Here is a 22,469-nt window from a genome sequence, read left to right as displayed (position 1 = left end):
CCCTGCTCCCGCCGCGAGCTACTGCGAAACGGCATCTCGCTGACAAACCGGCGACACCTCGCCACCGACTCGTCAGCGAGATGCAGTCTCGAGGGCTCGACCGCGCGACCCGGGCGCGCGGTACGCGCCGGCCCCACGGCGTCCGCCGCGCTCAGCGCGCTCACGGGAATGTTGACCACCCACAACGACTCGTCGAAACGGGACGCGGGGTCGTTGTGCACATCTCACAGGTTGTTTGGGTGCACGTTGTGGAAGACCTACCGTATGAAGCGTCCTTTGCAACGTCGAAAGGTGCCGAGAATGACCGACGCCGCCGTCCGTCCCACCACGCCCGCCACGAGCACGCGTACTCCCGTCGGAGGCGCGCCCACCGCGCCGCACACCGCCGCCGAAGCGGCCGAAGGCCGCATCGACACCGAGCGTGTCACCGACCTCCTGCTCGGTACCTGGGGTGATACCCGCCGCCAGGCGCGCGAGATGATCAAGGACCCCGCGCTGTGGCGCGACGACAGCTTGGGAATGGACGCGCACCGCGAGCGCACGCTCAGCCAGCTGCACCTGCTCGTTCAGAACAAGGCCGTGCACCGCGCGTTCCCCAAGCGCCTGGGGGGCGAAGAGAACAACGGTGCCAACATCGCGGGCTTCGAGGAGCTCGTCGCCGCCGACCCCAGCCTGCAGATCAAGTCCGGCGTGCAGTGGGGACTCTTCGGTTCGGCCGTTCTCCAGCTCGGTACCCGCGAGCACCACGACAAGTGGCTTCCGGGCATCATGAGCCTCGAGATCCCGGGCGCCTTCGCGATGACCGAGACCGGTCACGGATCCGATGTCTCGGCGATCGGCACCACCGCGACGTACGACCCCGAGACCGAGGAGTTCGTCATCCACACGCCGTTCCGCGGGGCGTGGAAGGACTATCTCGGCAACGCCGCCCTCCATGGCAAGGCGGCCACCGTGTTCGCCCAGCTCATCACGCGGGGCGTCAACCACGGCGTGCACTGCTTCTACGTGCCCCTGCGCAACGAAGAAGGCGATTTCCTCCCCGGTATCGGCGGCGAGGACGACGGCCTCAAGGGCGGGCTGAACGGCATCGACAACGGACGCCTGCACTTCGACCAGGTGCGCGTCCCCCGCACGAACCTGCTCAACCGCTACGGTGACGTCGCCGCCGACGGAACGTACTCGAGCGACATCGCCAGCCCCGGCCGTCGCTTCTTCACCATGCTCGGCACGCTCGTCCAGGGCCGCGTCTCGCTCGACGGGGCCGCCGCGTGGGCCTCGGCCATCGGCCTCATCATCGCCGTCACCTACGGCAACCAGCGGCGCCAGTTCGACTCGGGCAACGGCACCCCCGAGGTCACCCTGCTCGACTACGGCAAGCACCAGCGTCGGCTGCTGCCGCGTCTGGCGACGACCTACGCCGAGATCTTCGCGCACGACGAGTTCCTGCAGAAGTTCGACGGGGTCTTCAGCGGGCGCCTCGACACGGACGCCGATCGCGAAGACCTCGAGACGCTCGCCGCCGCTCTCAAGCCGTTGTCGACCTGGCACGCCCTCGACACACTGCAGGAGTCTCGCGAAGCGTGCGGCGGCCAGGGGTTCCTCTTCGAGAACCGTCTTGTGGGCCTGCGCGCCGACCTCGACATCTACGTCACTTTCGAGGGCGACAACAACATCCTGCTGCAGCTCGTCGGCAAGCGACTGCTCGCCGATTACGCGAAGCAGTTCAAGGGCAAGGATGCCAAGCAGCTCGCCGCCTTCGCGGTCGGTCAGACCGCCGGCAAGCTCTTCCACGGTGCCGGAATGCGCCAGCTCGGTCAGGCCGTCAGCGACTTCGGTTCGACCGCCCGCTCCGTCGAGAAGGGCCTGCGTGCCGAACAGCAGCACGAGTTGCTCGCCGGTCGCGTGCAGCAGATGATCGCCGACATCGCGGGGCGTCTGCGCCCGGCATCCAAGCTCTCCCGTGAAGACGCGGCCGCGCTGTTCAACGAGAACCAGGCGCAGCTGATCGAGGCCGCGCGTGCCCACGGTGAGTTGCTGCAATGGGAGGCGTTCACCGACGCCATCAACCGCGTCACCGACCGCGACACCCTCACGGTGCTGACCTGGTTGCGCGATCTCTTCGGCCTCCAGCTCGTCGAGAAGCACCTCGCCTGGTACCTCATCAACGGGCGCCTCTCGGCGCAGCGGGGTGCGGCCGTGTCGAGCTACATCGACCGGCTCTGCGCTCGTCTCCGCCCGCACGCGCAGGACCTCGTCGACGCCTTCGGCTACGGTCCCGAGCACATCCGCGCCTCCATCGCATCGGGTGTCGAGAACGACCGTCAGAACGAGGCTGCGGCGTACTACGCCGCGCAGAAGGCCGCGGGCACCGCTCCGATCCCGGAGAAGAAGCCCGCCAAGTGACGCGCGAGGCGGGCGGTGGTCAGAGGGGGGCACCGCCGTCCGCTTCGCGCTCCGACTCGCGCAGAGCGATGTCGGAGCTCCGCTCTAGCCTGGGGGGATGAGCGACCTTCTGATCGGCGTCGACGGCACCGCTCGCTGCGCGTGGGCAGGTGCCGATGCCGAGTACCAGCGGTACCACGACGAAGAGTGGGGCACCGCCCTTCGCGGTGACCGCAGGTTGTTCGAGAAGATGAGTCTCGAGGGCTTTCAGGCCGGTCTCGCCTGGATCACGATCCTTCGCAAACGCCCGCGCTTCCGCGAGGTCTTCCTCGACTTCGACCCCGCGGCGGTCGCGGCTTTCGGGTCCGATGACATCGAGCGTCTGATGCAAGATGCCGGCATCGTCCGCAACCGCGCGAAGATCGAGGCCGTGATCGGCAACGCCGCCCTGGTCACCGGGATGGGGGAGGGCGAGCTCGATGCCCTGCTGTGGTCCTTCGCGCCCGCGGAGCACACGCCGCCGGCGACCTTCGCCGAGGTTCCCGCGGTGACACCGGAGTCGACCGCGATGAGCAAAGAACTGCGTCGCCGTGGCTTCCGGTTCGTCGGTCCCACCACCATGTACGCGCTCATGCAGTCCTCGGGCATGGTCGACGACCACGTCGCCGGGTGCTGGCGCGCCGCCGCCTCCTGACCGGTTCGGCGGGGTCGATGTGCTCCGGGCCGCCTCGCACGGGTAGACTGCAACGTGGAGCTTTCGCTCCCAGCGTCGTCGAACGCACCGGCCCCTTCTTCTCGGGCCTTTGACCTTCACGGCGAACGGATGCGCCACCCGGCGCCTTCGCCCATGCAGCCGCAGCATCGCGGCATCCCGAATCGCCGTGCGCGCGTGCGCCGCGGCTGGAGTATTCATGACGTCCCAGACTTTCGCCGACCTCGGCGTGCCCGCCCCCCTCGTCGACGTTCTCGCCTCGCAGGGCAAGAACGACGCGTTCCCCATCCAGGCCGACACCCTGCCCGACACGCTCGCCGGGCGCGATGTGCTCGGTCGCGGCAAGACCGGCTCGGGAAAGACCCTCGCCTTCTCCCTGCCCCTCGTCGCGCGTCTCGCCGGCAAGAACGACCGTCGCCGTGGCCGCAAGCCCCGCGCGCTCGTGCTCGCCCCCACCCGTGAGCTCGCGAACCAGATCGACGAGGTCATCAAGCCCCTCGCCGCGGCCTATGGCCTGGTCACCACCACCGTCTACGGCGGCGTCAACCAGAAGCGTCAGGTCGACGCGTTCAACGGCGGTGTCGACATCCTCGTCGCGTGCCCCGGTCGCCTCGAAGACCTCATCGGTCAGGGCCACGCGAGCCTCGATGACGTCGAGATCACCGTGCTCGACGAGGCCGACCACATGGCCGACCTCGGCTTCCTGCCGGGCGTCACGCGCCTGCTGTCGCGCACGCCCGCCGGCGGACAGCGTCTGCTGTTCTCGGCGACGCTCGACAACGGCGTCGACAAGTTGGTGAAGCGCTTCTTGCGCAACGAGGTCCTGCACTCGGTCGACGAGGCGCACTCGCACGTCGCGGCCATGACCCACCACGTCTTCGCCCCCGCCGATGCCGACGCGAAGAAGGACCTCGTGCAGACGCTCGCCTCGGGCACCGCCCGTCGCATCCTCTTCATGCGCACCAAGCACCAGGCCAAGAAGCTCGCCAAGGCGCTCACCGCAGCCGGCATCCCCTCGGTCGACCTGCACGGCAACCTGTCGCAGCCGCAGCGCGACCGCAACCTCGCCGCCTTCGGCGACGGCCGCGCCAAGGTCCTCGTCGCCACCGACGTCGCCGCCCGCGGCGTGCACGTCGACGGCGTCGAGCTCGTCGTCCACGTCGACCCGCCCGTCGAGCACAAGGCGTACCTGCACCGCTCGGGTCGTACGGCGCGCGCCGGTACCGCCGGCGACGTCGTCACGATCATGCTCCCCGAGCAGCGTCGTGACACCCTCGACATCCTCCGCAAGGCCAAGATCTCGGCCACGCCCACCGCGGTGACCCCGACCTCTCCCGAGGTCGTCGCCCTCGTCGGCGAGGTCGCCCCGTACGTCAAGCCCGAGCCGGTCGTCGCTCAGCCGCAGGGTGGGGGACGCTCGCAGGGCGCCAACGCTCAGCGCAAGCGCGCCGAGCGCGCGCAGGGTGGGGATGCCGCCTCCGCCGGTGGCGGACGCCGTCGTCGTGGCCGTGGTGCCGGTGGCCAGTCGACCGACGCTCCCGCCGCAGCCGGTCACGCGCCCCAGGGCGGCCGTGGACAGGGCCAGCGTTCCGGCGCCGGTCGCGGTGCGGGTGCCGGTGGCGGACAGCGTGCCGGTGCGGGCGCTTCGCGTTCACAGGGTGCGGGCCGCTCGGCATCCCGGCAGCCCGACGACGGGCATGGTCGTGGGAGCACGCAGCCCCCGCACCAACCGTCGCGCCCAGGGCTGATCCCTGCTTCTCGGTGCCCCCGTGGATTCGTCCACGGGGGCACCGTCGCGTCTACGGACGGTCATGTGAAGTGGGCGCCGGGGCGGGGTCGGGTGCCGTCTCGCGGAGTGCGGTTCCGACGCACCGGTTCAGGATGCCGTGGCCGCCGGGGCCGGGTCGCGTGCCGTCTCGCGGAGTGCGGTTCCGACGCACCGGTTCAGGATGCCATGGGCCCGGCGTTTCGGCCCGGACTCCGCCTGACGGCCCGGGGTCGACGGCGCGCCGGCCCTCAGCCGCGCGGGGGAAGCGTCGCGTCGTGCAGGTGACGGTCGCCGTGCGAGAGCACCTTGACGATGACGCCGCGCCGACGGAGATCGGCGACCGCGCGGGTCTCGTCTTCGCGCGTCAGCCCGAGCGCGTGGATGCTCGCGACGACGAGCACATCGCCACGGGTCAGCGTCCCGAAGAAGCGGTCGAGCCGGTTCGCCCAGCCCTCGAGCGTCTCGGGCGCGGGGTGACGGAAGCCCTCGATCGGCACGCCGAAACGTGTGAGGTCGTCGCGCTGCTGCTTGACGGTCTCCATGTCGGGGCGCGAGACCACCAGCCCGACCAGGCGTGAGCCCGCGGGCCGCGCACGCCACCAATCACGGTCGCTCTGCAGCTCGGTGAAGCATTTCGGGCACTCGGCCGCCGCGTGCGCGAGCGGCACGGGGCTGGTCCCGGCGGCATCCGCAGATGACGGCATCGTCGGGATCGGATCGCTCATGGAAACCTCCGCGTTCATTCTGCCGCATGATCCTGCGAAACGTCCCGCCCGCTGCTTCGGGGAGCGATGTACCGTTCCCCGTCGCCGGCATGTCGCGCAAGGTGCGGCCTGCCACCTTCCCGGCGGCGCAAAGGGGCACGGCTCGCCTGCGACGCTCATGCGCCCCCTGACGCTGGCATGTCCCACGAGGTGCGGCCCCGCCGCCGCAGGCGGCACGAAGTGGGACACGGACTCCGGAACGTACGGTGGGCCCGCCGTGTGCGCGCCGGGCCCGCACGCGGTCGGCTCAGTGGGCGGAGTAGCCGCCGTCGACGAGGTGGTAGCTGCCCGAGATGAACGAGGCCTCGTCGCTCAGGAGGAACAGGGTGAGCGCGGCGACCTCGGTGTCGGTGCCGAGCCGGCCCGTCGCGTGCTCGCCCTCCAGGTGGGTCAGCGCCTCGGGCGAGAGCCCCGAACGCACGAGAGGGGTGTCGATGAAGCCGGGGCCGACGGCGTTCGTGCGGACGCCCTGGGCGGTGTACTCCAGGGCCGCGACCTTCGTCAGGCCCACGAGGGCGTGCTTGCTCGCGACGTATGCGGCGTTCTGGGCGAGGCCCACGGAACCCAGCACGGATGCCATGTTCACGACCGCTCCGCCCCCGGAGGCCACGATCGCGGGGAGCTGGAATCGGAGCCCGTAGAAGACGCCATCGAGGTCGACGGCGCGCACGCGATCCCACGCCTCGATGTCGTAGTCGCCGATGTTCTGGGGCGCGGCGCCGATGCCGGCGTTGTTCACGGCGAGGTGAAGAGCGCCGTAGGTCTTCTTCGCGAACTCGACGGCAGACTCGGAGTCCTGCCACTTCGCGGTGTTCTGGGCGAACGCGGTGGCGCTACCTCCGACGACGGTGATCTCCTGGGCGACGCGCTCCGCGGCATCCAGGTTGATATCGGTGACGACCACCGACGCGCCCTCCCGGCCGAGCTGCCGCGCGATCGCGGCTCCGATTCCGCTTCCTCCGCCGGTGACGAGGGCGACTTTCCGAGTGAACCTGCTCATGGGTGCTTCTCTCTCGCCGTCGAGTCGCCCCGGCTTTCGCGGTGACCGCATGCGCGTGAATGAAAACGATCCCCGGGCGCGCGGTATTCCGCCTCAGTCGCCGTCGTCGTCGCCGAGGCGCAGCTCGAGGCTCAGCTGATCGGCATCGAGCTCGGCGAGCGCGTGACGCAGGGCCGCGGTGCTGAAGCGCCCGTCTCGGCTCACGTCTTGCAGTCGCTTGCGCATCGCCTCGATCGAGGCGAGCCGCAGTTCGAGCAGGTCGCGACGACGCACGGTCGCGTCGTCGTCGGGTGGCTGCACGAGACGCGCGCCGGCCTGCTCGATCAGGTCGGCGGGGAAGGGGTCGCCGTTACGCCGGGCGAGCGAACCCGATTGCACGGCCGCACTCGCGGCATCTCGGAGCTCCGACGTGAGGGCCCGCTGCTCGTCGTGCGAGGGGCCCTCGCCGCCGTCGCCGGAGAGGCCGACGGACCGCACGACCGGCGACAGTGTCAGCCCCTGCAGCACCAGGCTGAACAGCGCCACGAGGAACGCGACGAAGATCAGCAGGGGACGCTGCGTCGTGCCCTCCGGCAGTGTCTGAGCCGCCGCCAGCGTCACGACGCCCCTCATGCCGGCCCACACGATCACCGCGCCGTGGCGCGCGGTGAGCGGGGAGTCGCGGTAGTAATCGAGATCCGCCATCGTGCGCGAGATGCGCGAGCGCATCCACCCGATGCGCCGCTCGGTCCGGGCGGGGTCGGCGCCGCGCTCGCCGAACTGCTCGGGCGCTTCGCGGTAGGCCTGTTCGAAACGATCGAGCCGATCCTGCGCGCCTTCGATCCGGTCCTGGTGGCGGGCGTGGCGGCGGCTGCGTCGGGCCTGGAGGCCGATCAGGCCCGCGACGTAGAGCGCGCGCACGAGCAGCACGATGCCGAGAGCCGACAGCGCCAACCAGGTGCCGTGCCAGAGCCCCTCGTGCTCTCGGAGGTTGGCGACGACGATGTCCTTCAGCTCGAGACCGAAGACGAGGAAGACGCCGCCCTCGAGGATCAACTCGACGGTGCGCCAGTTCAGGCGATCGCTGATGCGCTGCTCGGGCGTGAACCGCCGCGCGGCTCCCTGACCCGTGACGATGCCCGCGACCACCGCCGCGACCAGGCCCGACCCACCCAGGTGTTCGGTCGGCAGATAGGCGAGGAACGGGATCGTGAAGCTCAGCGCCGTGTTCGCCGCGGAGTTCGACACACGTTCCCGCACGCGCAGGTTCACCCACCCGATCACCGCGCCGAGCACGAGCGCGATGACGACGGCCCAGGCGAAGTCGGCGAGGGCGTCGCCGAACGCGAAACCGGATGCCACGGCGGCCACGGCCGTGCGCAGGAGGACGAGCGCCGTGGCGTCATTGAGCAGACTCTCGCCCTCGAGCATCGTCACCACGCGAGGCGAGATGCCCAAGCGCTTGGCGATCGAGGTGGCTACGGCATCCGTGGGACTCAGGATCGCGCCCAGGGCGATGGCGAGGGCGAGGCCGAGACCCGGGATGACGGCCCAGAAGAAGAGGCCGAGAACGAGAGAGCTGAACACGACCAAGAGCACCGAGAGTCCGGCGATGGGCGCGAAGTCGCGGCGGAATTCGATGGCGGGCACCTGCACCGCCGCGGAGTACAGCAGCGGCGGAAGCACTCCGACGAGGATGACCTCGGGGTTCACCGAGAAGGGCGCGACGAACGGCAGCAGGCTCACCCCCGCGCCGATGGCGAGCAGGACGAGAGGCCCGGCGACGTTGAAACGCGGCCCGATCACCGTGGCGAGAGCGACGACCACCACCCCGGCGAGGACGAGGAGGAGGGGATCGATCATCCTCCGAGGCTAGCCGTCCGTGCGTGGCGGCCCCGATCGATGAGGTGGCAACAGGCTGAGACTCAGCTCTCGGCGCGCACCGCCGCAGCCACGGCCTGCATTCCCGCCAGGGTTTCGGTGAAGCTCGTGGACAGCGGCGAGAGACCGATCCGAAGCCCGTGCGGGTCGCGATAGTCGGGGATGACATCGTCCTTCCACAGGCGTGCGGTCACGGCCCGCATCGCGGGGTGCGAGAGCGTCACGTGTCCGCCGCGCTCTGCCGGGTCGCGCGGCGAGGCGAGACGCACGCCGAGCGGACTCAGGATGCCATCGGCCACCCGCACCGCGAACTCGGTGAGCGCAACCGACTTCGCGCGTACCGCCGCGATACGGGCGTCGGCGAGGAGGTCGAGGGTGTCCTGCATCGCGATCATGGCGAGCACGGGAGGGGTGCCGGAGAGGAAGCGGCGCATGCCCTCGGCGGGGCGGTATCGCGGGCCCATCGAGAAGACGTCGGCGGCACCCATCCACCCCTGCACGGGCTGGGTCAGCGTGGCGTGATGACGCGCGGCGACGTAGGCGAAGGCGGGCGACCCGGGTCCACCGTTGAGGTACTTGTAGGTGCAGCCGACCGCGAGATCTGCGCCCCACGCGTCGAGCTCGACCGGGACCGAACCCGCCGAGTGGCAGAGGTCCCACAGGACGAGCGCGCCGGCGCGGCGGGCGATCGCTGTGAGCTCGGCGCCGTCGGCGAGGAAGCCCGAACGGTACGAGACGTGGCTCAGCAGGACCACCGCGGTGCGGGATCCGACCGCGGCGCGGAGCAGGTCGGCATCCACTCCCCGTGTCGTGTCGACGTCGATCCAGACCACGCGCGCTCCCCGCTCGGCGGCGATGCCCTCGACGAGGTAACGATCGGTGGGGAAGTCGTCTCGCCCGACGACGATCTCGACGCGCTCGGGGTCGCGGGCCGTCTGCGCGTCGAGGGCCGCGCGCAGCATCTTGTACAGCAGCACGGTGGTCGAGTCGCCGATGACGGTCTGACCGGATGCCGCGCCCAGCGCCAGTGCTCCGATCCGATCGCCGATGACGAAGGGGAGCTCCATCCACGCTTCATCCCACCCGCGGATGAGGCGGCCGCCCCACTCGTCGGTGACGAAGCGCGCGAGCCGGTCGGCGGTGGCGCGGGGCGGGCGACCCAGCGAGTTGCCGTCGAAGTAGACCAGCGGGCTCTCGCTGCCGACGAACGCGTCGCGGTGAGGTGCCAGGGGGTCGGCGGCGTCGAGGCGCTGCGCCTCGGCCCGGAAGCTGTGGTGGGGAGGCTCGAGCGGGTCCACGGAGCCGAAGTCGGGGGAGGGGTCAGTCGACACGGGTCAGCTCCTCGGTCGGTACGACGCTGGCGCGGCTCAGCCACGTCGCGACCTCGTCGTCGGTGGGGGTGTCGCCGGCGACGAAGCTCGACACGGCGTCGATGGGGGTGGTGCGGGGCCAGGGGTCGGTGAGCGCGGCCACGAGGGCGTCCCCGCGCACACCCGCCTCGGTCATCGCGAGCAGCTCGCGGCGGTTCACGCCGACGGGGAGGGAGCCGTTGCCCAGGTCGGTTCCATAGAGCACGCGTCCGCCCCGCGCCGCGAAGGCGCGCAGGTTGGCGATCGCGCGCTCACGGTCGGCGCCGCGGTGGATGTCGAGCGTCGAGATCCAGGCCTGTCCCGCGGCGACGGCTCGCGCCAGGGTGCGCCGCGCGACCGGAGCGTCGAAGGGCGTGTGCGCGAGCACGGAGACGCCCGCCTCGATCGCGCGGTCCACCTGCCCGGGTCCCTGGGCGTGCGCGACGACGGGCAGACCCCGTTCGGCGGCCGAGGCGACCACGGCGGCGAGGGCGTCGTCAGAGATCACCGGTCCGGCGTCGGCATGGAGCGCGACCTTGATGACCGAGGCCCCGGCATCCGCCTGCTCGTCCACCGCGGTGCGCGCGCCGCCCTCGATCCCCGGATGCCGTGAGGCGTCGGTGACGAATCTCACGATCGACCGGGGAGCCCAGGACCGGCCGTCGGGGTACCCACCGGGAACGGTGAGGAACGCCCCGGCGAACGCGGTGCGGGGAAGGCCCTGCGGCCGTCGAGCGAGTGCGAAGGGATCGCCGCCGAGGTCAACGACGGCGGCGATCCCCCGCCGAGCCAGCGAGGTGGAGTCGATCAGGTGCAGATGCACGTGGTGATCGACGAACGCGGGCAACGCGGTTCCCGCCTCGGCGGTGAGCGCGCGGCGCACGTGCCACGCGGCGGAGAGTGTCACACCGGCGCGATCAGATCAGCGACAGCTCGCGCAGCTTGGTCTCGACGTCGGCGTTCGACGGCTCGACGTGGTGGCTGGAGTCGGGGTAGACGACCACGGGGATGCTGGTGCGCCCGGAGATCTCTTTGGCGACGTCAGCGGCGGCGGGGTCGGCCACGAGATCGATGTACTCGTAGTCGATGCCGAGCTCGTCGAGCTGCTTCTTCGTGCGGATGCAGTCACGGCACCAGTCGGCGCCGAACATACGGATGGTTGCGTCGGAGGACATGCTCCCAGCGTACGCCGCGGGGCGGCGAGCAGCGCCGCGAGTCAGGCGGTGACTTCGTCTTCGAGGGGCTCGATGGCACGCACGGCCTTGCCGACACGGCTCTTCTTGGGTGCGTAGACCACGAGGGCGTGGAAGACGAAGCGCACGAAGAAGGCGGCGATGAGGGTGAGGGCCGCCGCGATGACACTGGGCATGTGCGCCTGGCTGACCAGGACCCAGATCACGGGGATGCGGATGATCGCCTCGACGCCGTTGAACGTGAACGACTTGATGAAGCGATGCCGCATGAGCCCCGACTCGGCCCGCATGTCGGCGAAGACGAGGTATTCGAGGGCGATGAAGTTCGCGACGATCGTGACGATGCTCGCGATCACCGCGGCGAGCAGGTACTGCACGCCGAACGCCTGAAGCGCCCACATGATCGCGAGGTTGGCCAGGGCGCCGAGGCCGCCGACCACGGCGAAGGCCGACATGCGCCCGAAGCGCAGCATGGTCAGCTGCACCAGGAAGCGCATGCCCTGGCTGAACGATGCCTTCGACTCGCCGGCGAATCGGGGTGCGAACGAGAACGGGACCTCGACGACGCGCATCTGCTTGCGGGCGAGGATCTCGAGCAGGATCTTGAAGCCGCGCGGCTGCAGCGTCTCGATGTCGAGCGTGCGGCGGTCGACGAGGAAGAAGCCCGTCATCGGGTCGGTGCAGTTGTTGAGCTTGCGCGGGAACATCGCCTTGGTCAGCAGCGTGGATGCGCGCGAGACCGTGGTGCGAACGGCGTTGGCGAGTCCGTCGGAGGTGCCACCGGCGACGTAGCGCGAGGCGACGACGACATCGGCGTCGCCGACCTCGGCGCGCGCGAGCATGTCGGCGATGACCTCGGGCGGGTGCTGGAGGTCGCCGTCCATGACGACGCAGAACTCGGACTCCGCCGCGCGGATTCCCTCGACCACCGCACCACCGAGGCTGCCCATCGGATCGTCGCGGTGGATCAGACGGACGGGGATGTCGGCTGCAGCCGCGACCTGCCGGATGATGTCGGGGGTGTCGTCGGTCGAGTCGTCGACGAAGATGATCTCGATGGTGCGACCGAGCAGCGCGTGGGTCGTTCGTCGGACGAGCTCGGCGACGTTCGGACCCTCGTTGAAGGTCGGAACGATGACGGAAAGGTCCATAGATGCTCGCGTTTTCTCGGTGAGACGGAAGTGAACAGCGCGGACCGGCCGGCGCGTGCCCGATCTGAAAGTCTGGCGCACTTACCTGGGAGATCACGGATGCCCGCCTCGGTGGACCCTAGCAAATGGCCCGTGACGCGGGGATTTTCTGCGGTGCCCTCCGCTATTCGGCGGGTCAGCCGATCTCTTTTCTCAGATCGTCGACCGTCATTCCGTAATTCATCCGGATGACGGGCAGTGCGAGTTTATCGGTCCCGATGCGCACGTACCCGTGTTCGATGGTGCGACCGAGTTCGAAGCCCGCACGACGTACCCCCTCTTTCGTCGTGTCGTTGTAGTGACCGAAGGGATAGGCCACGACTTCCTTCGCCCCGAGGATCTGAGCCGACCGGTTCAGGTCCGCGGCGATCGTGTCGGCATCGTCGTTGACCATCCGCCCCTTGCCGTTGGCGCCGGCGCGATGCATGTCGTGAGTGTGCGAGCGCTGGAGGACGAAGGGATTGGGCGTCCCCTCGGTACGCGCCGAGGTGATCACGAACGAGGTGGTGAGCAGTTTCCGGTCGTTGACGATCGGGGCCGCCATCTCGAGCCAGGTGCTGTCGGCATCGTCGTCGGTGATGATCACCGAGTGCTTCGGGAGGTACAGCTGCCCGTCGATGAACGCGCTCAGCTCATCCCAGGTCGGCAGATAGAACGCCGATTGCTGGATGTGCGCCATCTGCGCGTCGAAGTCGCCGATGTAGGCGTAGTTCAGCCGCAGCCAGTTGTCCTCGCCCTTCGGGTTCCGCGTGAACTGGTGATACATCAGGATCGGGATGCCGGCGGCCTCCGCAGCGTTCGCCTCGGGAGTCGTCCACCCCGCGTGGAGCGTCCGCTGCCGGTCGGTGCACGTGACGAGGTCGGCGCCGTTCAGCCGCGCGCTCTGCGTCATCGCGGTGGCGTCGGTCGCCGCGTCGTACCACCCGGCGAAGACGCGCCCGTCGGCGCGGGGGATCGGAAGGTTCTGGTAGCGCACGCCCTGCGTCTGCAACTGCGGAGCAAGCGTGATCCCGTCGCCCGCGAACGACACGGCACACGACTGCGGATCGGTCGAGGTGGCCAAGAGAGCCTGGGCGGGAGTGAGGGGTGTGGGCGTCGGCGTCGGCGTTTCCGAGGGCGTCGCGCTCGCCGAGGTGTCCTCGGTGACGGGGGGTGCCTCGGGGATGCGGGTCAGGGCGACGGCGGCGACGCCGGCTCCGATCAGCGCGACGGCGATGACGGCGCTGATGGTGCGTTTGCGACGAAGACGGCGGGAGGCACGGCGGCGGTGCTCGGCTCGGGTGGTGTTCATGGTGCCTCGGGTCGGACGGGTGAGTCGGCGCGATCCTATCGACGCGACGTGCCCGCTCCGTGAACGAGGCGTCGCCCGGCGCGGCGCTCGCGCGATGATGAAGGCATGACTCGCATCGGCATCGTCGGGACCAGTTCCATCTCCGAGCGCTTCGCGGAGGCGGTGGCCGTCGTCGAGGGCGTCGAGATCGCGCGGGTGGCCTCTCGCGACGCCGCGCGCGCGAAAGCCTTCGCCGACAGGATCGGGGCGCCGCACACCGCCCTCGGCCTCACGGAGCTCCTCGCCGCTCCCGACGTCGATGCCGTGTACCTCGCCAGCCCCAACGCGCTGCACGCGGAGCAGGTGCGCGAAGCCGTGGATGCCGGCATCCCGGTGCTCGTCGAGAAGCCGGCCGTCCTGTCGGCGCAGGAGTGGGATGCCGCGGTGTCGCACGCTCGCGAGCGCGGCGTCGTCGTGCTCGAGGCGATGCGCTCGGGATACGACCCCGGCCTGGAGGCGGTCCGCGGGCTGCTGCCGCGGCTGGGGACGCTCCGCCGGGTCTCTTTCCGCTACGAGAAGCGGTCGGCGCGTTACGACCACGTTCTCGCGGGGGAGCAGACGAACATCTTCGATCCCGCTCTGGGCGGAAGCGCGCTCCGTGACCTCGGGGTGTACCCGCTGCACGCCCTGGTACGGCTTTTCGGCGCCCCGCGCTCGATCGCAGGCGTCCGCGTGGGCATCGCCTCGGGTACGGACGGGCTGGGGAGCGCGCTCGCCGCCTACGACGGCTTCCTCGCCGACATCGCGTGGTCGAAGATCACCGACACCGCCCTGCCGAGTGAGATCCAAGGGGAGGAGGCGTCGCTGTCCATCGACGCGATCGACGCACCCCGGCGCCTGACGCTGTCGCCGCGCGAGGGCGATGTCGAACGGATCCAGGTCGAGGCCTCGGCCAACCCGATGGTGGGAGAGGTCGAGCGCTTCCGCGACGCCGTCGCCGGTGCTGACATCGCGGACGACCAGCGTCTCACCGGCCTCACGCTGCGTCTCGTGGACGAGATCCTGGGTGCCGCGTCGGTGTGACGATTCACCCGCCGTTTCCCCCGCGGGGTGAGGATGGGCGGGTGGAGCGACCCGGTCGAGTGAGCGAGGTGTTCTTCGCGTTCCTGCGCCTCGGTGTCACCTCGTTCGGCGGGCCGATCGCGCATCTCGGCTACTTCCGCGACGACCTGGTCGTGCGGCGGAAGTGGATGGACGACCGCGCGTACGCCGACCTGGTGGCGCTCTGCCAGTTCCTCCCCGGCCCCGCGTCGAGCCAGGTGGGTTTCGCGATGGGCCTGCAACGCGCCGGTTTCTTCGGGGCGCTCGCCGCCTTCGTCGCCTTCACCCTGCCCTCCGCCATCCTCCTCGTCGCGTTCGCCGGGGGAGCGGCCCTGCTCGGCGGACCGGTCGCCGCGGGCGTGATCTCGGGCCTGCAGATCACGGCGGTGGCGATCGTCGCGCAGGCGGTGTGGGGCATGGCGCGCACCCTTGCCCCCGATGCCCCGCGTGCGAGCATCGCCGTTGCGGGCCTGGCTCTCGCACTGCTCGTTCCCGGAGCGCCGGGGCAACTCGGTGCCCTCGCCGTCGGCCTCCTGGGCGGGATCGTCCTGCTGCGCGGCGCGTCCGAGACACCCGCGCCGTCTCTGCCCTCGTTCGGCGTTCCCCGCGTCGTCGCCGTGACGTGCCTCGTCCTCCTCGCGATCGGGCTGGTGGGACTCCCGCTCCTCGCGGCGACGACCGGGTCGGATGCAGCTGCGCTCGTCGATGCCTTCTTCCGCTCCGGCGCCCTCGTCTTCGGGGGAGGTCACGTCGTGCTCCCCCTGCTGCAGGCCGGGGTCGTCGAGACCGGCTGGGTCTCGCCCCAGGCGTTCCTCGCCGGCTACGGCGCCGCACAGGCGGTGCCCGGACCCCTCTTCGCCTTTTCCGCCTACCTCGGCGCGGAATCGTCCGTCGGGCCTGGCGGCATCGCCGGTGCGGCGATCGCTCTCGTCGCGATCTTCCTGCCCGGGTTCCTCGTGCTCGTCGGCGTGCTGCCGTTCTGGGACGCGATGCGCGACAGGCCCCGCGTGCGGGCCGCCATGCGCGGGACGGGTGCGGCGGTCGTCGGCATCCTGGGTGCTGCCCTCTACACGCCCGTCTTCACGACCGCCGTCACCGGGCCCGGGTCGTTCCTGCTCGCCGCGGTCGGATTCGTCCTGCTCACCGCGTTCCGCGTTCCGGCGTGGGCGGTCGTGATCGTGGGGGCCGCGGGGGGAGTGGGGCTCGTCTTCACCTGAGCGGCGACCGAGAGCCGGTCCCGTCCGGGATGACACCGCGTCCCACGGATGCCAGGATGAGCGCACGGCACCGTCGCCGCCGCAGTTTTCGAGGGAGAAAGCCGTGTTCCAGAGTCCGTACCCGAGTATCGAGATCCCCGACCAGAGCATCTACGACTATCTGTTCGGCTCCCTCGAGGAGTCCGATCTCGATCGCGCCGCTCTCATCGACCCCATCACCGGGGCCGAGACCACGTATCGCACCCTGCGCGCGCAGGTCGACGCCCTCGCCGGGGCCCTGGCCGCCCGCAGCGCCGGCACCGAGACGGTCGTGGCGATGCTCTGCCCCAACGTCCCCGCCTTCGCGACCGTGTTCCACGGGATCCTCCGCGCGGGATCGATCATCACCACGATCAACTCGCTCTACACGGCGAACGAGATCGAGAAGCAGCTGAGGGATGCCGCGGCCACCTGGCTCGTGACCGTGTCACCGCTGCTGCCGCAGGCGCATCAGGCCGCGCGAGCCGTCGGCATCCCGGACGACCAGGTCATCGTGCTCGACGGAGCGGAGGGGCACCCCGACCTGCGCTCGCTGCTCGGGGAGGGCCGTACCCCGCCCGAGGTGAGCTTCGACCCCGCCACCCACGTCGCCGTGCTGCCGTACTCGTCGGGGACCACCGGAGTGCCCAAGGGCGTCATGCTCTCGCACCGCAACCTCGTCGCGAACGTGCACCAGTGCCGCCCGGTCATCGAGATCGGACGCGACGACCGCGTGCTCGCGGTGCTGCCGTTCTTCCACATCTACGGCATGACGGTGTTGCTGAACCTGGCGCTGCGCCAGCGCGCGACCCTCGTCACCATGCCGAGATTCGACCTGAGGGAGTTTTTGCGCACCGTGCAGGAGCACCGCTGCACCTTCCTCTTCATCGCCCCGCCCATCGCCGTCGCGCTCGCCAAGCACCCCGCCGTCGACGAGTTCGACCTCTCCCGCGTTCACAGCGTGTTCTCGGGCGCGGCCCCTCTCGACGGGGAGACGGCCGAGACCGCCGGCCGACGGATCGGCGCTCGCTTCTACCAGGGCTACGGGATGAGCGAGTTGAGCCCCGTCTCGCACGCGATCCCGGCGGGCTCGGACATGCCCGTCAGCTCGGTGGGGGTGCTCATCCCGGGCTGCGAGGCGCGGCTCGTCGACCCCGAGACCGGCGCCGACCTCGAAGAGCACGGCGACGACGGCTTGACCGCCCCCGGGGAGATATGGGTTCGCGGACCCAACGTGATGCTCGGGTATCTGAACCGCCCCGACGCGACCGCCGAGACGCTCGATGACGAGGGGTTCCTGCACACCGGCGACATCGGCGTGCACCACGTCGACGGCTTCTTCACCATCGTCGACCGTCTCAAGGAACTCATCAAGTACCACGGCTACCAGATCGCTCCCGCGGAGCTCGAGGCGCTGCTGCTCTCGCATCCGAAGATCCAGGATGCCGCCGTCATCGGTGTGCGCGGAGACGACGGCGAGGAGATCCCCAAGGCGTTCGTCGTGGCCGCCCCCGACTCGGGACTGACCGCCGACGACGTGATCGCCTTCGTCGCCGGCGAGGTCGCCCCGCACAAGAAGGTGCGCCGAGTCGAGTTCATCGACGTGATCCCCAAGTCGACGTCGGGCAAGATCCTGCGCAAAGACCTTCGGGCGCGCGAAGCCGCCTGAGTCGGCGATTCCGCGCGGGCACGAAAGAAGGGCGGGGCGTCTTCCGACGACCCCGCCCTTCTTCGCTGTTCTCTTACGGGGCGATGAGCGCTCCGGCCTGGGCGGCGGCCTCTTCGGCGCGCTTCTCTTCCTCGTCCTTGCCGCGGCGCTCGTCGGCGGCCTCCTGAAGGGCCGACTTCGCCCGCAGCGGCGGGGTGCGGAAGAACAGCGACAGCACGAAGGCCAGCAGCACGACGCCCATCGCGGTCCAGTACACGGTCGTCGCCGACGAGTTGAAGCCAACGAGGAACGGCTTGGTCAGACGCGCGTCGGCGCCGACCAGGAACGAGGTGTCGTCGAGCGTCGAGTCGCCGACCGAGGTGTTCTCGTCACCCGCGGCGAACTGATCCTCGATCGTCGTGGCCGCCGTATCGACGAAGGCCGCGCGCTGCGTGGCATCCGAGAAGTCCAGGCTCACCGTGCCGTCGGCGGCGACGCGCGCGACCGGCACCTGCTGCTGGATCTGCGCCGTGGCGGCGGTGACGGCCTGAGCGAGCGCGGCCTGGGTCGCGGCGGCCTGAGCCGACGCGGGGATACGGCCGGCGGCGACCTGCTCCGAGACGGCCTGGGTCGCGGCATCCTGAGCCTGCTGCACACCCGCCTGCAGCTGCGACGTCGTACCGTCGACGATCTTCGACACGATCGGGGTGTAGATGCTCGACATGATCTTCTCGTTCGCCGGCGCCGAGGCGACTGTCGGATCGAGAGCGGCGTCGAGGGCGTCGGTGAGCGTCGCGCGGTCGGCGAACGAGCCGGTGATGTTCGACGGCATGAGCGTGAACAGCAGCGACAGCAGCACCGCGGTACCGAGCGTTCCACCGATCTGACGGAAGAAGGTCGAGCCGCTCGTGGCCACGCCCATGTCGCGTAGACCCACCGAGTTCTGGCTGGCGATCGTGAGCGTCTGCATCAGCTGCCCGAGGCCCAGTCCGATCACGAGCATCGCGATCGCGACGTGCCAGTAGGGGCTGTCGTACTTCAGGAAGGTCAGCAGGAAGAAGCCGATCGACATCAGGGCCGTGCCGAGGATCGGGAACATGCGGTAACGGCCCGTGCGGGCGATGATCTGGCCGCTCGCGATCGAGGCGATCATGAGGCCGAGGATCATCGGCAGCATCTCGAACCCGCTCTGCGTGGGCGACGAGCCCAGCACGAGCTGAAGGTACAGCGGCAGAGTGAGCATTGCGCCGAACATGCCGAATCCGACGAGGACGCCGATGACGGTGGCCATCGAGAACGTGGGGGAGCGGAAGAGCTTGAGCGGGATGAGCGCGTCGTCCTTCATTGCCGTCTCGGCGATGACGAAGGCCAGGATGCCGAGAGCACCGACGACGTAGCAAGCGATCGCGATCGGCGAGCCCCAGCCCCATTCGCGACCCTGTTCGGCCACGAGCAGGAGCGGGACGAGGGCGACGATGACTGTCGTCGCGCCCCACCAGTCGATGCGCACCGAGTGACGCGGCTGCTTCGGGATGTGCAGGAACCGCCAGACGATCGCCAACGCGACGATGCCGATCGGCACGTTGATGAGGAAGACCCAGCGCCATCCGGTGATGAACAGGATCTGGCTCGCGCCCGCGAACAGTCCGCCGACGAGGGGGCCGATGACGCTGGAGATGCCGAAGACGGCCAGGAAGTAGCCCTGGTACTTCGCGCGTTCGCGCGGGGCGAGGATGTCGCCCATGATCGCGAGCGGCATCGACATCAGGCCGCCGGCGCCGAGGCCCTGGATGGCGCGGAAGGCGGCGAGCTCTACCATCGAGGTCGAGAAGCTCGCGAGCACCGAACCGATGATGAAGATCAGGATGGCGATCAGGAACAGGGGGCGCCGACCGAAGATGTCGGAGAGCTTGCCGTAGATGGGCGTCGAGATCGTCGACACGATCAGGTAGGCCGTGGTGACCCACGCCTGCAGGCTCAGGCCCTGTAGGTCGTCGCCGATCGTGCGGATCGAGGTGCCGACCACGGTCTGATCGAGGGCGGAGAGGAACATGCCGGCCATGAGGCCGAAGATCACGAACATGATCATGCGGTGCGTCATGACCGTGTCGGTCGCTGCCGTATGGGCGCGTCTGGTTCGAGTGATGTCTGACATCGGAGGCCTCTTCAGGAGAAGGCCTGGCGGACGGCTCGGGGTGGCTCAGTCGGGCGCCAGGTGTTTGCTAAAAGTCAACAAATAGTAGCGCTGTCTGTGGGTGTCCGAAACCACTCGTGGCTGTGGGGAGGCTATGTGCGCGGCGTTCGTCGTCTTTGCGGACACCGGGGCAGGGGTGTCGCGCTGGCAGGGGAAATCGCCGTGAACAGCCGGTTCTCGCGGCGGGCCGTGTTTCCGTCGCGGGGCAGAGACCCAGAGCGGGGGCGAAAAGCGTGCCCGCATCAGCGGCGGTAGAAACCCGCTCTCGCCAAGGCAAAGCAAAACCCCCGCGATGTAGAAGCTAGGCGAGGGTTTCTGGGATGACTGTAATGATCATCCGTGTGGCTCCGACGGGCGTCGATCCCGTGACCTCAAGATTTTCAGTCGTATGCGCCGCGTTCACGGGTGCTCATGAGTGCTCGTTTGCCGCGTGATTCCGCGGAAATCGTGCTCGTTAGTGATGGCTGGTTCTGGATGGTTTCAGCCGGGTTCCAGGCCCAGGACCGGCCCGTCTACTCTCGACCGGTGTCGAACAGTGCCACTACCTCGCTGGGCACGGCGAAGTGCGATGATTTAACGCCGGTCTCATATATTGCGTCGAGCAGCGGCGGCAGGCCGGTCGGAATGTCGCCCCTCGCTTCCAACTCAGAGGCGACGCGCTTGACTGGGCGGGTGAACCCCCGCAGCATTTGGCCCTCATCCCGTCCGTCGAGTTCGTAAACCCGAGCTCGCGAGATGCGACCTCCCAGTTCAATCGCCTCGCGAATGACACTTGCTTGGATCTGACCCTGCGCGTCGAGCTCTCGAAGAACTGCCCGGACTGAATCCAACGTCCACGGCTGCGCGTCGGGCGTCTCATCTCGAACGCGCTCGATGTCTTGCAACGACTCCGGGCTCGTTCCGACGCCTAGCACACTCGAGTGTCGTACGAGATCCGCTGGCTCGAGTAGGAAGAATCGGCGCCCAGTCGCGTCCAGGTACTCCTCGATCAGTTCTCGTCTGGGACCAATCGCGGCTCCGCGCTCGCCCCGGTTCCACCAATCCTCCTTGGTGTCGGCGGTCACGAGGACGCAATCGAGCCCGCGTGTGCGAGCCTCGAGAAGGATTTGGTGCCAAACGATGTAGTCGCCCGAGGCGCCTTCCGGTAGGTCGGATTCGAGCTTCTCGGCGTCCATGTAGCCCGGAGGAATCGAGCTTTCCACCCGCCGCTCTCCCTCGGCGACTGCCTTATCCCATTCCTCCTCGGAGAGCGCCGATCCGACAGAACCGTCGATGAGCGCCTCCAGCTTGGCGAGCAGCGAGTCTCGGTCGGTTGGCGTGTGGGTTGACACGCGTACGGGCTCATCACCAATGCGTGTCTTCAGCGCTGTGAAGAATTGTTCGACCTCGTCTAGGAGCTTGTCGCGCTCCTCATCGGGGATAGCCACGCTCTTTGCCCACCGGCTGATGGCGTCCTTGGTTGAACTGGTGTTCTTTGCGAGAGCTGCTTGAGCGTCCTTCGACGCGCCGCCAAGGCTAGCGATCACCGATTGGCGGTTCCGCCAGAACTCTCGCACTACCTGGTGAGGAACAAAGAGGCGCTCGTTTGCGGCCGAGGTGACATTGAGCAGGTCGTCTACAGTCTTGTCGTTGTACCGGTACAGATTGAGCAGGACATTCGTATCGAGGACCACCATCCCCGACTGCAGAGCATCCCGAATATCAGCGGATCCAAGAATTCGGAAATGCTCGAAACCAGTGAAAAGCCCGCCAGTGCTCACAATGCCCCCTTCGACAAATGCAACCCTACCGGGCGCGCGGCCCGAGACTTGAACACGAAGCTCGGCTCGGGAAACTCTGGTGGTCTGGGCGCCAGTTGAGAAGCATGAGGCCGCCCGGAGCGTTCGGCAATCCGCTGCGTGGCCGTGTGGCACCATTGTCCGATGATCGACGCAGAGTGGAGAGCAGTCCATGGCGTCCTAATGACGAGCGAGCCGATCGAGGCGTATGGCGGGGTCGCCTTCCCGTCGGCGCTCCTTCGGAGCTTCGCTGAACGAATGGACGGGGGGCCACTACCGTTCCATCTCGACCACGACTTGACAAAGCCGATCCGAGTGCGCGACGTCGAGGTATTTGCACATGACAGGGACGACGGCATCACCGAGCTGCGCTTCCGAGCGGAGATGCACGTAGACGATCTACATTTCATCGACTCGCGTCCAGGGGTGTCCGCGACGGTGATGACACCGCTCGCGCGCGATGAGCACTCGCCTGGAAAGCCTGGTGCCCCGTTGCAGCTGAGTGCCGACCACGCCTGGTTTACAGACGAAGCACTCATCGATGCTGAGGCACGGTTGGTCCAGCGCGGAGCACAGTTTGACAGCTTGCTGGTCCAGCGCGCGTACCAGTTCGCCATGGTGCCGGACCCACAGATCTACATCGACGTTGCCGCTTCGGTCTTGATCTCCGTCGGGGCAAGTGCGATCTGGGACGGAATCAAGGTGCTCATCGCGCGTCGGCGAACTCCGCCGGGTGCTGACTCCAGCACTCCGACCACGGTGAGTATTGAGATCGCTGACGGCAGTCGGTCGCTCCGGACGGTTGTAACAACTGCCGATGTCGAGGTGGCCCAGCGCGCGATCGAGGCGCTTGATGCTGTCGCCACCGAGTTCCTGCAGGATGGCCGTCGCACTTCCGCGACTTCCGAGCCTGAGGCGTCTACCAGCACCTGGGACGATAACCACCGACGCTGGACGCCACCGAGCTGAGCACGCGCCATCGCGCGTCGGAACTGATGCGAGATTCAACGGTTGTTGACGCGGAG

At 68.9% G+C, this 22,469-nt stretch carries 17 protein-coding genes; 7 read left to right on the top strand and 10 right to left on the bottom strand.

Features of this window, described 5'->3' with window-relative positions:
- Positions 1-300 precede the first annotated feature (300 nt).
- The 3 genes from QE454_RS02565 (at position 301) to QE454_RS02555 (ending at position 5,147) form a co-directional block, all read left to right on the top strand.
- A complete protein-coding gene (locus tag QE454_RS02565) occupies positions 301-2,403 on the top strand; it encodes an acyl-CoA dehydrogenase (RefSeq protein ID WP_307458420.1) in 2,103 nt (700 codons plus the stop codon).
- Positions 2,404-2,500: 97 nt separating this feature from the next.
- Positions 2,501-3,076, top strand: a complete 576-nt coding sequence (locus tag QE454_RS02560; protein WP_307458422.1) for a DNA-3-methyladenine glycosylase I — start codon at positions 2,501-2,503, stop codon at positions 3,074-3,076.
- 217 nt (positions 3,077-3,293) lie between these two features.
- Positions 3,294-5,147 (top strand): DEAD/DEAH box helicase, encoded by a 1,854-nt coding sequence (locus QE454_RS02555; protein ID WP_309668509.1) that lies wholly within the window; start codon positions 3,294-3,296, stop codon positions 5,145-5,147.
- Here the strand turns inward: QE454_RS02555 and QE454_RS02550 are convergent.
- From QE454_RS02550 to QE454_RS02515, 8 genes are all read right to left on the bottom strand, one after another.
- On the bottom strand, positions 5,111-5,587 hold the full coding sequence (locus QE454_RS02550; protein ID WP_210072449.1) for a dehydrogenase: 477 nt from the start codon (positions 5,585-5,587) through the stop codon (positions 5,111-5,113). The two genes, QE454_RS02555 and QE454_RS02550, sit on opposite strands and share 37 nt — an antisense overlap.
- Positions 5,588-5,873: 286 nt before the next feature.
- Positions 5,874-6,626, bottom strand: a complete 753-nt coding sequence (locus QE454_RS02545) for an SDR family NAD(P)-dependent oxidoreductase (RefSeq protein WP_307458425.1) — start codon at positions 6,624-6,626, stop codon at positions 5,874-5,876.
- Between the two features lie 93 nt (positions 6,627-6,719).
- Positions 6,720-8,468: a sodium:proton antiporter gene (locus QE454_RS02540; RefSeq protein WP_210072447.1), complete on the bottom strand. Its 1,749-nt coding sequence runs from the start codon at positions 8,466-8,468 to the stop codon at positions 6,720-6,722.
- Positions 8,469-8,530: 62 nt separating this feature from the next.
- Entirely contained in the window at positions 8,531-9,784 is a 1,254-nt protein-coding gene (locus QE454_RS02535) for an aminotransferase class V-fold PLP-dependent enzyme (RefSeq protein ID WP_309668782.1), read from the bottom strand.
- A gap of 22 nt (positions 9,785-9,806) precedes the next feature.
- Positions 9,807-10,742: a hypothetical protein gene (locus QE454_RS02530; RefSeq protein WP_210072446.1), complete on the bottom strand. Its 936-nt coding sequence runs from the start codon at positions 10,740-10,742 to the stop codon at positions 9,807-9,809.
- 10 nt (positions 10,743-10,752) lie between these two features.
- Positions 10,753-11,010 (bottom strand): glutaredoxin domain-containing protein, encoded by a 258-nt coding sequence (locus tag QE454_RS02525; RefSeq protein ID WP_144783037.1) that lies wholly within the window; start codon positions 11,008-11,010, stop codon positions 10,753-10,755.
- A 41-nt stretch (positions 11,011-11,051) separates the two neighbouring features.
- Positions 11,052-12,179 carry a glycosyltransferase family 2 protein gene (locus QE454_RS02520; protein ID WP_307458432.1) on the bottom strand — a complete coding sequence of 376 codons (1,128 nt, stop codon included), beginning with the start codon at positions 12,177-12,179 and terminating at the stop codon, positions 11,052-11,054.
- A gap of 175 nt (positions 12,180-12,354) precedes the next feature.
- Positions 12,355-13,509 (bottom strand): polysaccharide deacetylase family protein, encoded by a 1,155-nt coding sequence (locus QE454_RS02515; RefSeq protein ID WP_307458436.1) that lies wholly within the window; start codon positions 13,507-13,509, stop codon positions 12,355-12,357.
- Positions 13,510-13,614: 105 nt separating this feature from the next.
- On the opposite strand from QE454_RS02515, the gene QE454_RS02510 reads away from it, so the two are divergent.
- From QE454_RS02510 to QE454_RS02500, 3 genes are all read left to right on the top strand, one after another.
- The gene (locus tag QE454_RS02510) at positions 13,615-14,571 is read left to right on the top strand and encodes a Gfo/Idh/MocA family protein (RefSeq protein WP_307458440.1); all 957 of its coding nucleotides are present in this window, start codon (positions 13,615-13,617) and stop codon (positions 14,569-14,571) included.
- Between the two features lie 41 nt (positions 14,572-14,612).
- Positions 14,613-15,806, top strand: a complete 1,194-nt coding sequence (gene chrA / locus QE454_RS02505; protein ID WP_307458443.1) for a chromate efflux transporter — start codon at positions 14,613-14,615, stop codon at positions 15,804-15,806.
- 103 nt (positions 15,807-15,909) lie between these two features.
- Positions 15,910-17,493: an AMP-binding protein gene (locus tag QE454_RS02500; RefSeq protein ID WP_307458446.1), complete on the top strand. Its 1,584-nt coding sequence runs from the start codon at positions 15,910-15,912 to the stop codon at positions 17,491-17,493.
- Positions 17,494-17,566: 73 nt separating this feature from the next.
- Here QE454_RS02500 and QE454_RS02495 read toward each other — a convergent pair whose 3' ends face one another.
- Both QE454_RS02495 and QE454_RS02490 read right to left on the bottom strand, forming a co-directional pair.
- Positions 17,567-19,573: an MDR family MFS transporter gene (locus QE454_RS02495; RefSeq protein WP_307314752.1), complete on the bottom strand. Its 2,007-nt coding sequence runs from the start codon at positions 19,571-19,573 to the stop codon at positions 17,567-17,569.
- Positions 19,574-20,178: 605 nt separating this feature from the next.
- Positions 20,179-21,426 carry a PIN domain-containing protein gene (locus QE454_RS02490; protein WP_307458449.1) on the bottom strand — a complete coding sequence of 416 codons (1,248 nt, stop codon included), beginning with the start codon at positions 21,424-21,426 and terminating at the stop codon, positions 20,179-20,181.
- A gap of 162 nt (positions 21,427-21,588) precedes the next feature.
- Between QE454_RS02490 and QE454_RS02485 the strand changes: the two genes are divergently transcribed.
- Positions 21,589-22,413 carry a hypothetical protein gene (locus QE454_RS02485; RefSeq protein WP_307458452.1) on the top strand — a complete coding sequence of 275 codons (825 nt, stop codon included), beginning with the start codon at positions 21,589-21,591 and terminating at the stop codon, positions 22,411-22,413.
- The last annotated feature ends 56 nt before the right edge of the window (positions 22,414-22,469 follow it).

Source organism: Microbacterium sp. SORGH_AS_0454 (assembly GCF_031453395.1).
GTDB lineage: Bacteria > Actinomycetota > Actinomycetes > Actinomycetales > Microbacteriaceae > Microbacterium.
The sequence above is the reverse complement of the archived record's forward strand: the minus strand, read 5'-3'. Positions and strand labels throughout refer to the sequence as shown.

Coding starts and splice junctions, on each gene's coding strand:
- QE454_RS02565 (WP_307458420.1), top strand. CDS start 301: ATGACCGACGCCGCCGTCCGTCCCACCACGCCCGCCACGAGCACGCGT.
- QE454_RS02560 (WP_307458422.1), top strand. CDS start 2,501: ATGAGCGACCTTCTGATCGGCGTCGACGGCACCGCTCGCTGCGCGTGG.
- QE454_RS02555 (WP_309668509.1), top strand. CDS start 3,294: ATGACGTCCCAGACTTTCGCCGACCTCGGCGTGCCCGCCCCCCTCGTC.
- QE454_RS02550 (WP_210072449.1), bottom strand. CDS start 5,587: ATGAGCGATCCGATCCCGACGATGCCGTCATCTGCGGATGCCGCCGGG.
- QE454_RS02545 (WP_307458425.1), bottom strand. CDS start 6,626: ATGAGCAGGTTCACTCGGAAAGTCGCCCTCGTCACCGGCGGAGGAAGC.
- QE454_RS02540 (WP_210072447.1), bottom strand. CDS start 8,468: ATGATCGATCCCCTCCTCCTCGTCCTCGCCGGGGTGGTGGTCGTCGCT.
- QE454_RS02525 (WP_144783037.1), bottom strand. CDS start 11,010: ATGTCCTCCGACGCAACCATCCGTATGTTCGGCGCCGACTGGTGCCGT.
- QE454_RS02520 (WP_307458432.1), bottom strand. CDS start 12,179: ATGGACCTTTCCGTCATCGTTCCGACCTTCAACGAGGGTCCGAACGTC.
- QE454_RS02515 (WP_307458436.1), bottom strand. CDS start 13,509: ATGAACACCACCCGAGCCGAGCACCGCCGCCGTGCCTCCCGCCGTCTT.
- QE454_RS02510 (WP_307458440.1), top strand. CDS start 13,615: ATGACTCGCATCGGCATCGTCGGGACCAGTTCCATCTCCGAGCGCTTC.
- QE454_RS02495 (WP_307314752.1), bottom strand. CDS start 19,573: ATGACGCACCGCATGATCATGTTCGTGATCTTCGGCCTCATGGCCGGC.
- QE454_RS02485 (WP_307458452.1), top strand. CDS start 21,589: ATGATCGACGCAGAGTGGAGAGCAGTCCATGGCGTCCTAATGACGAGC.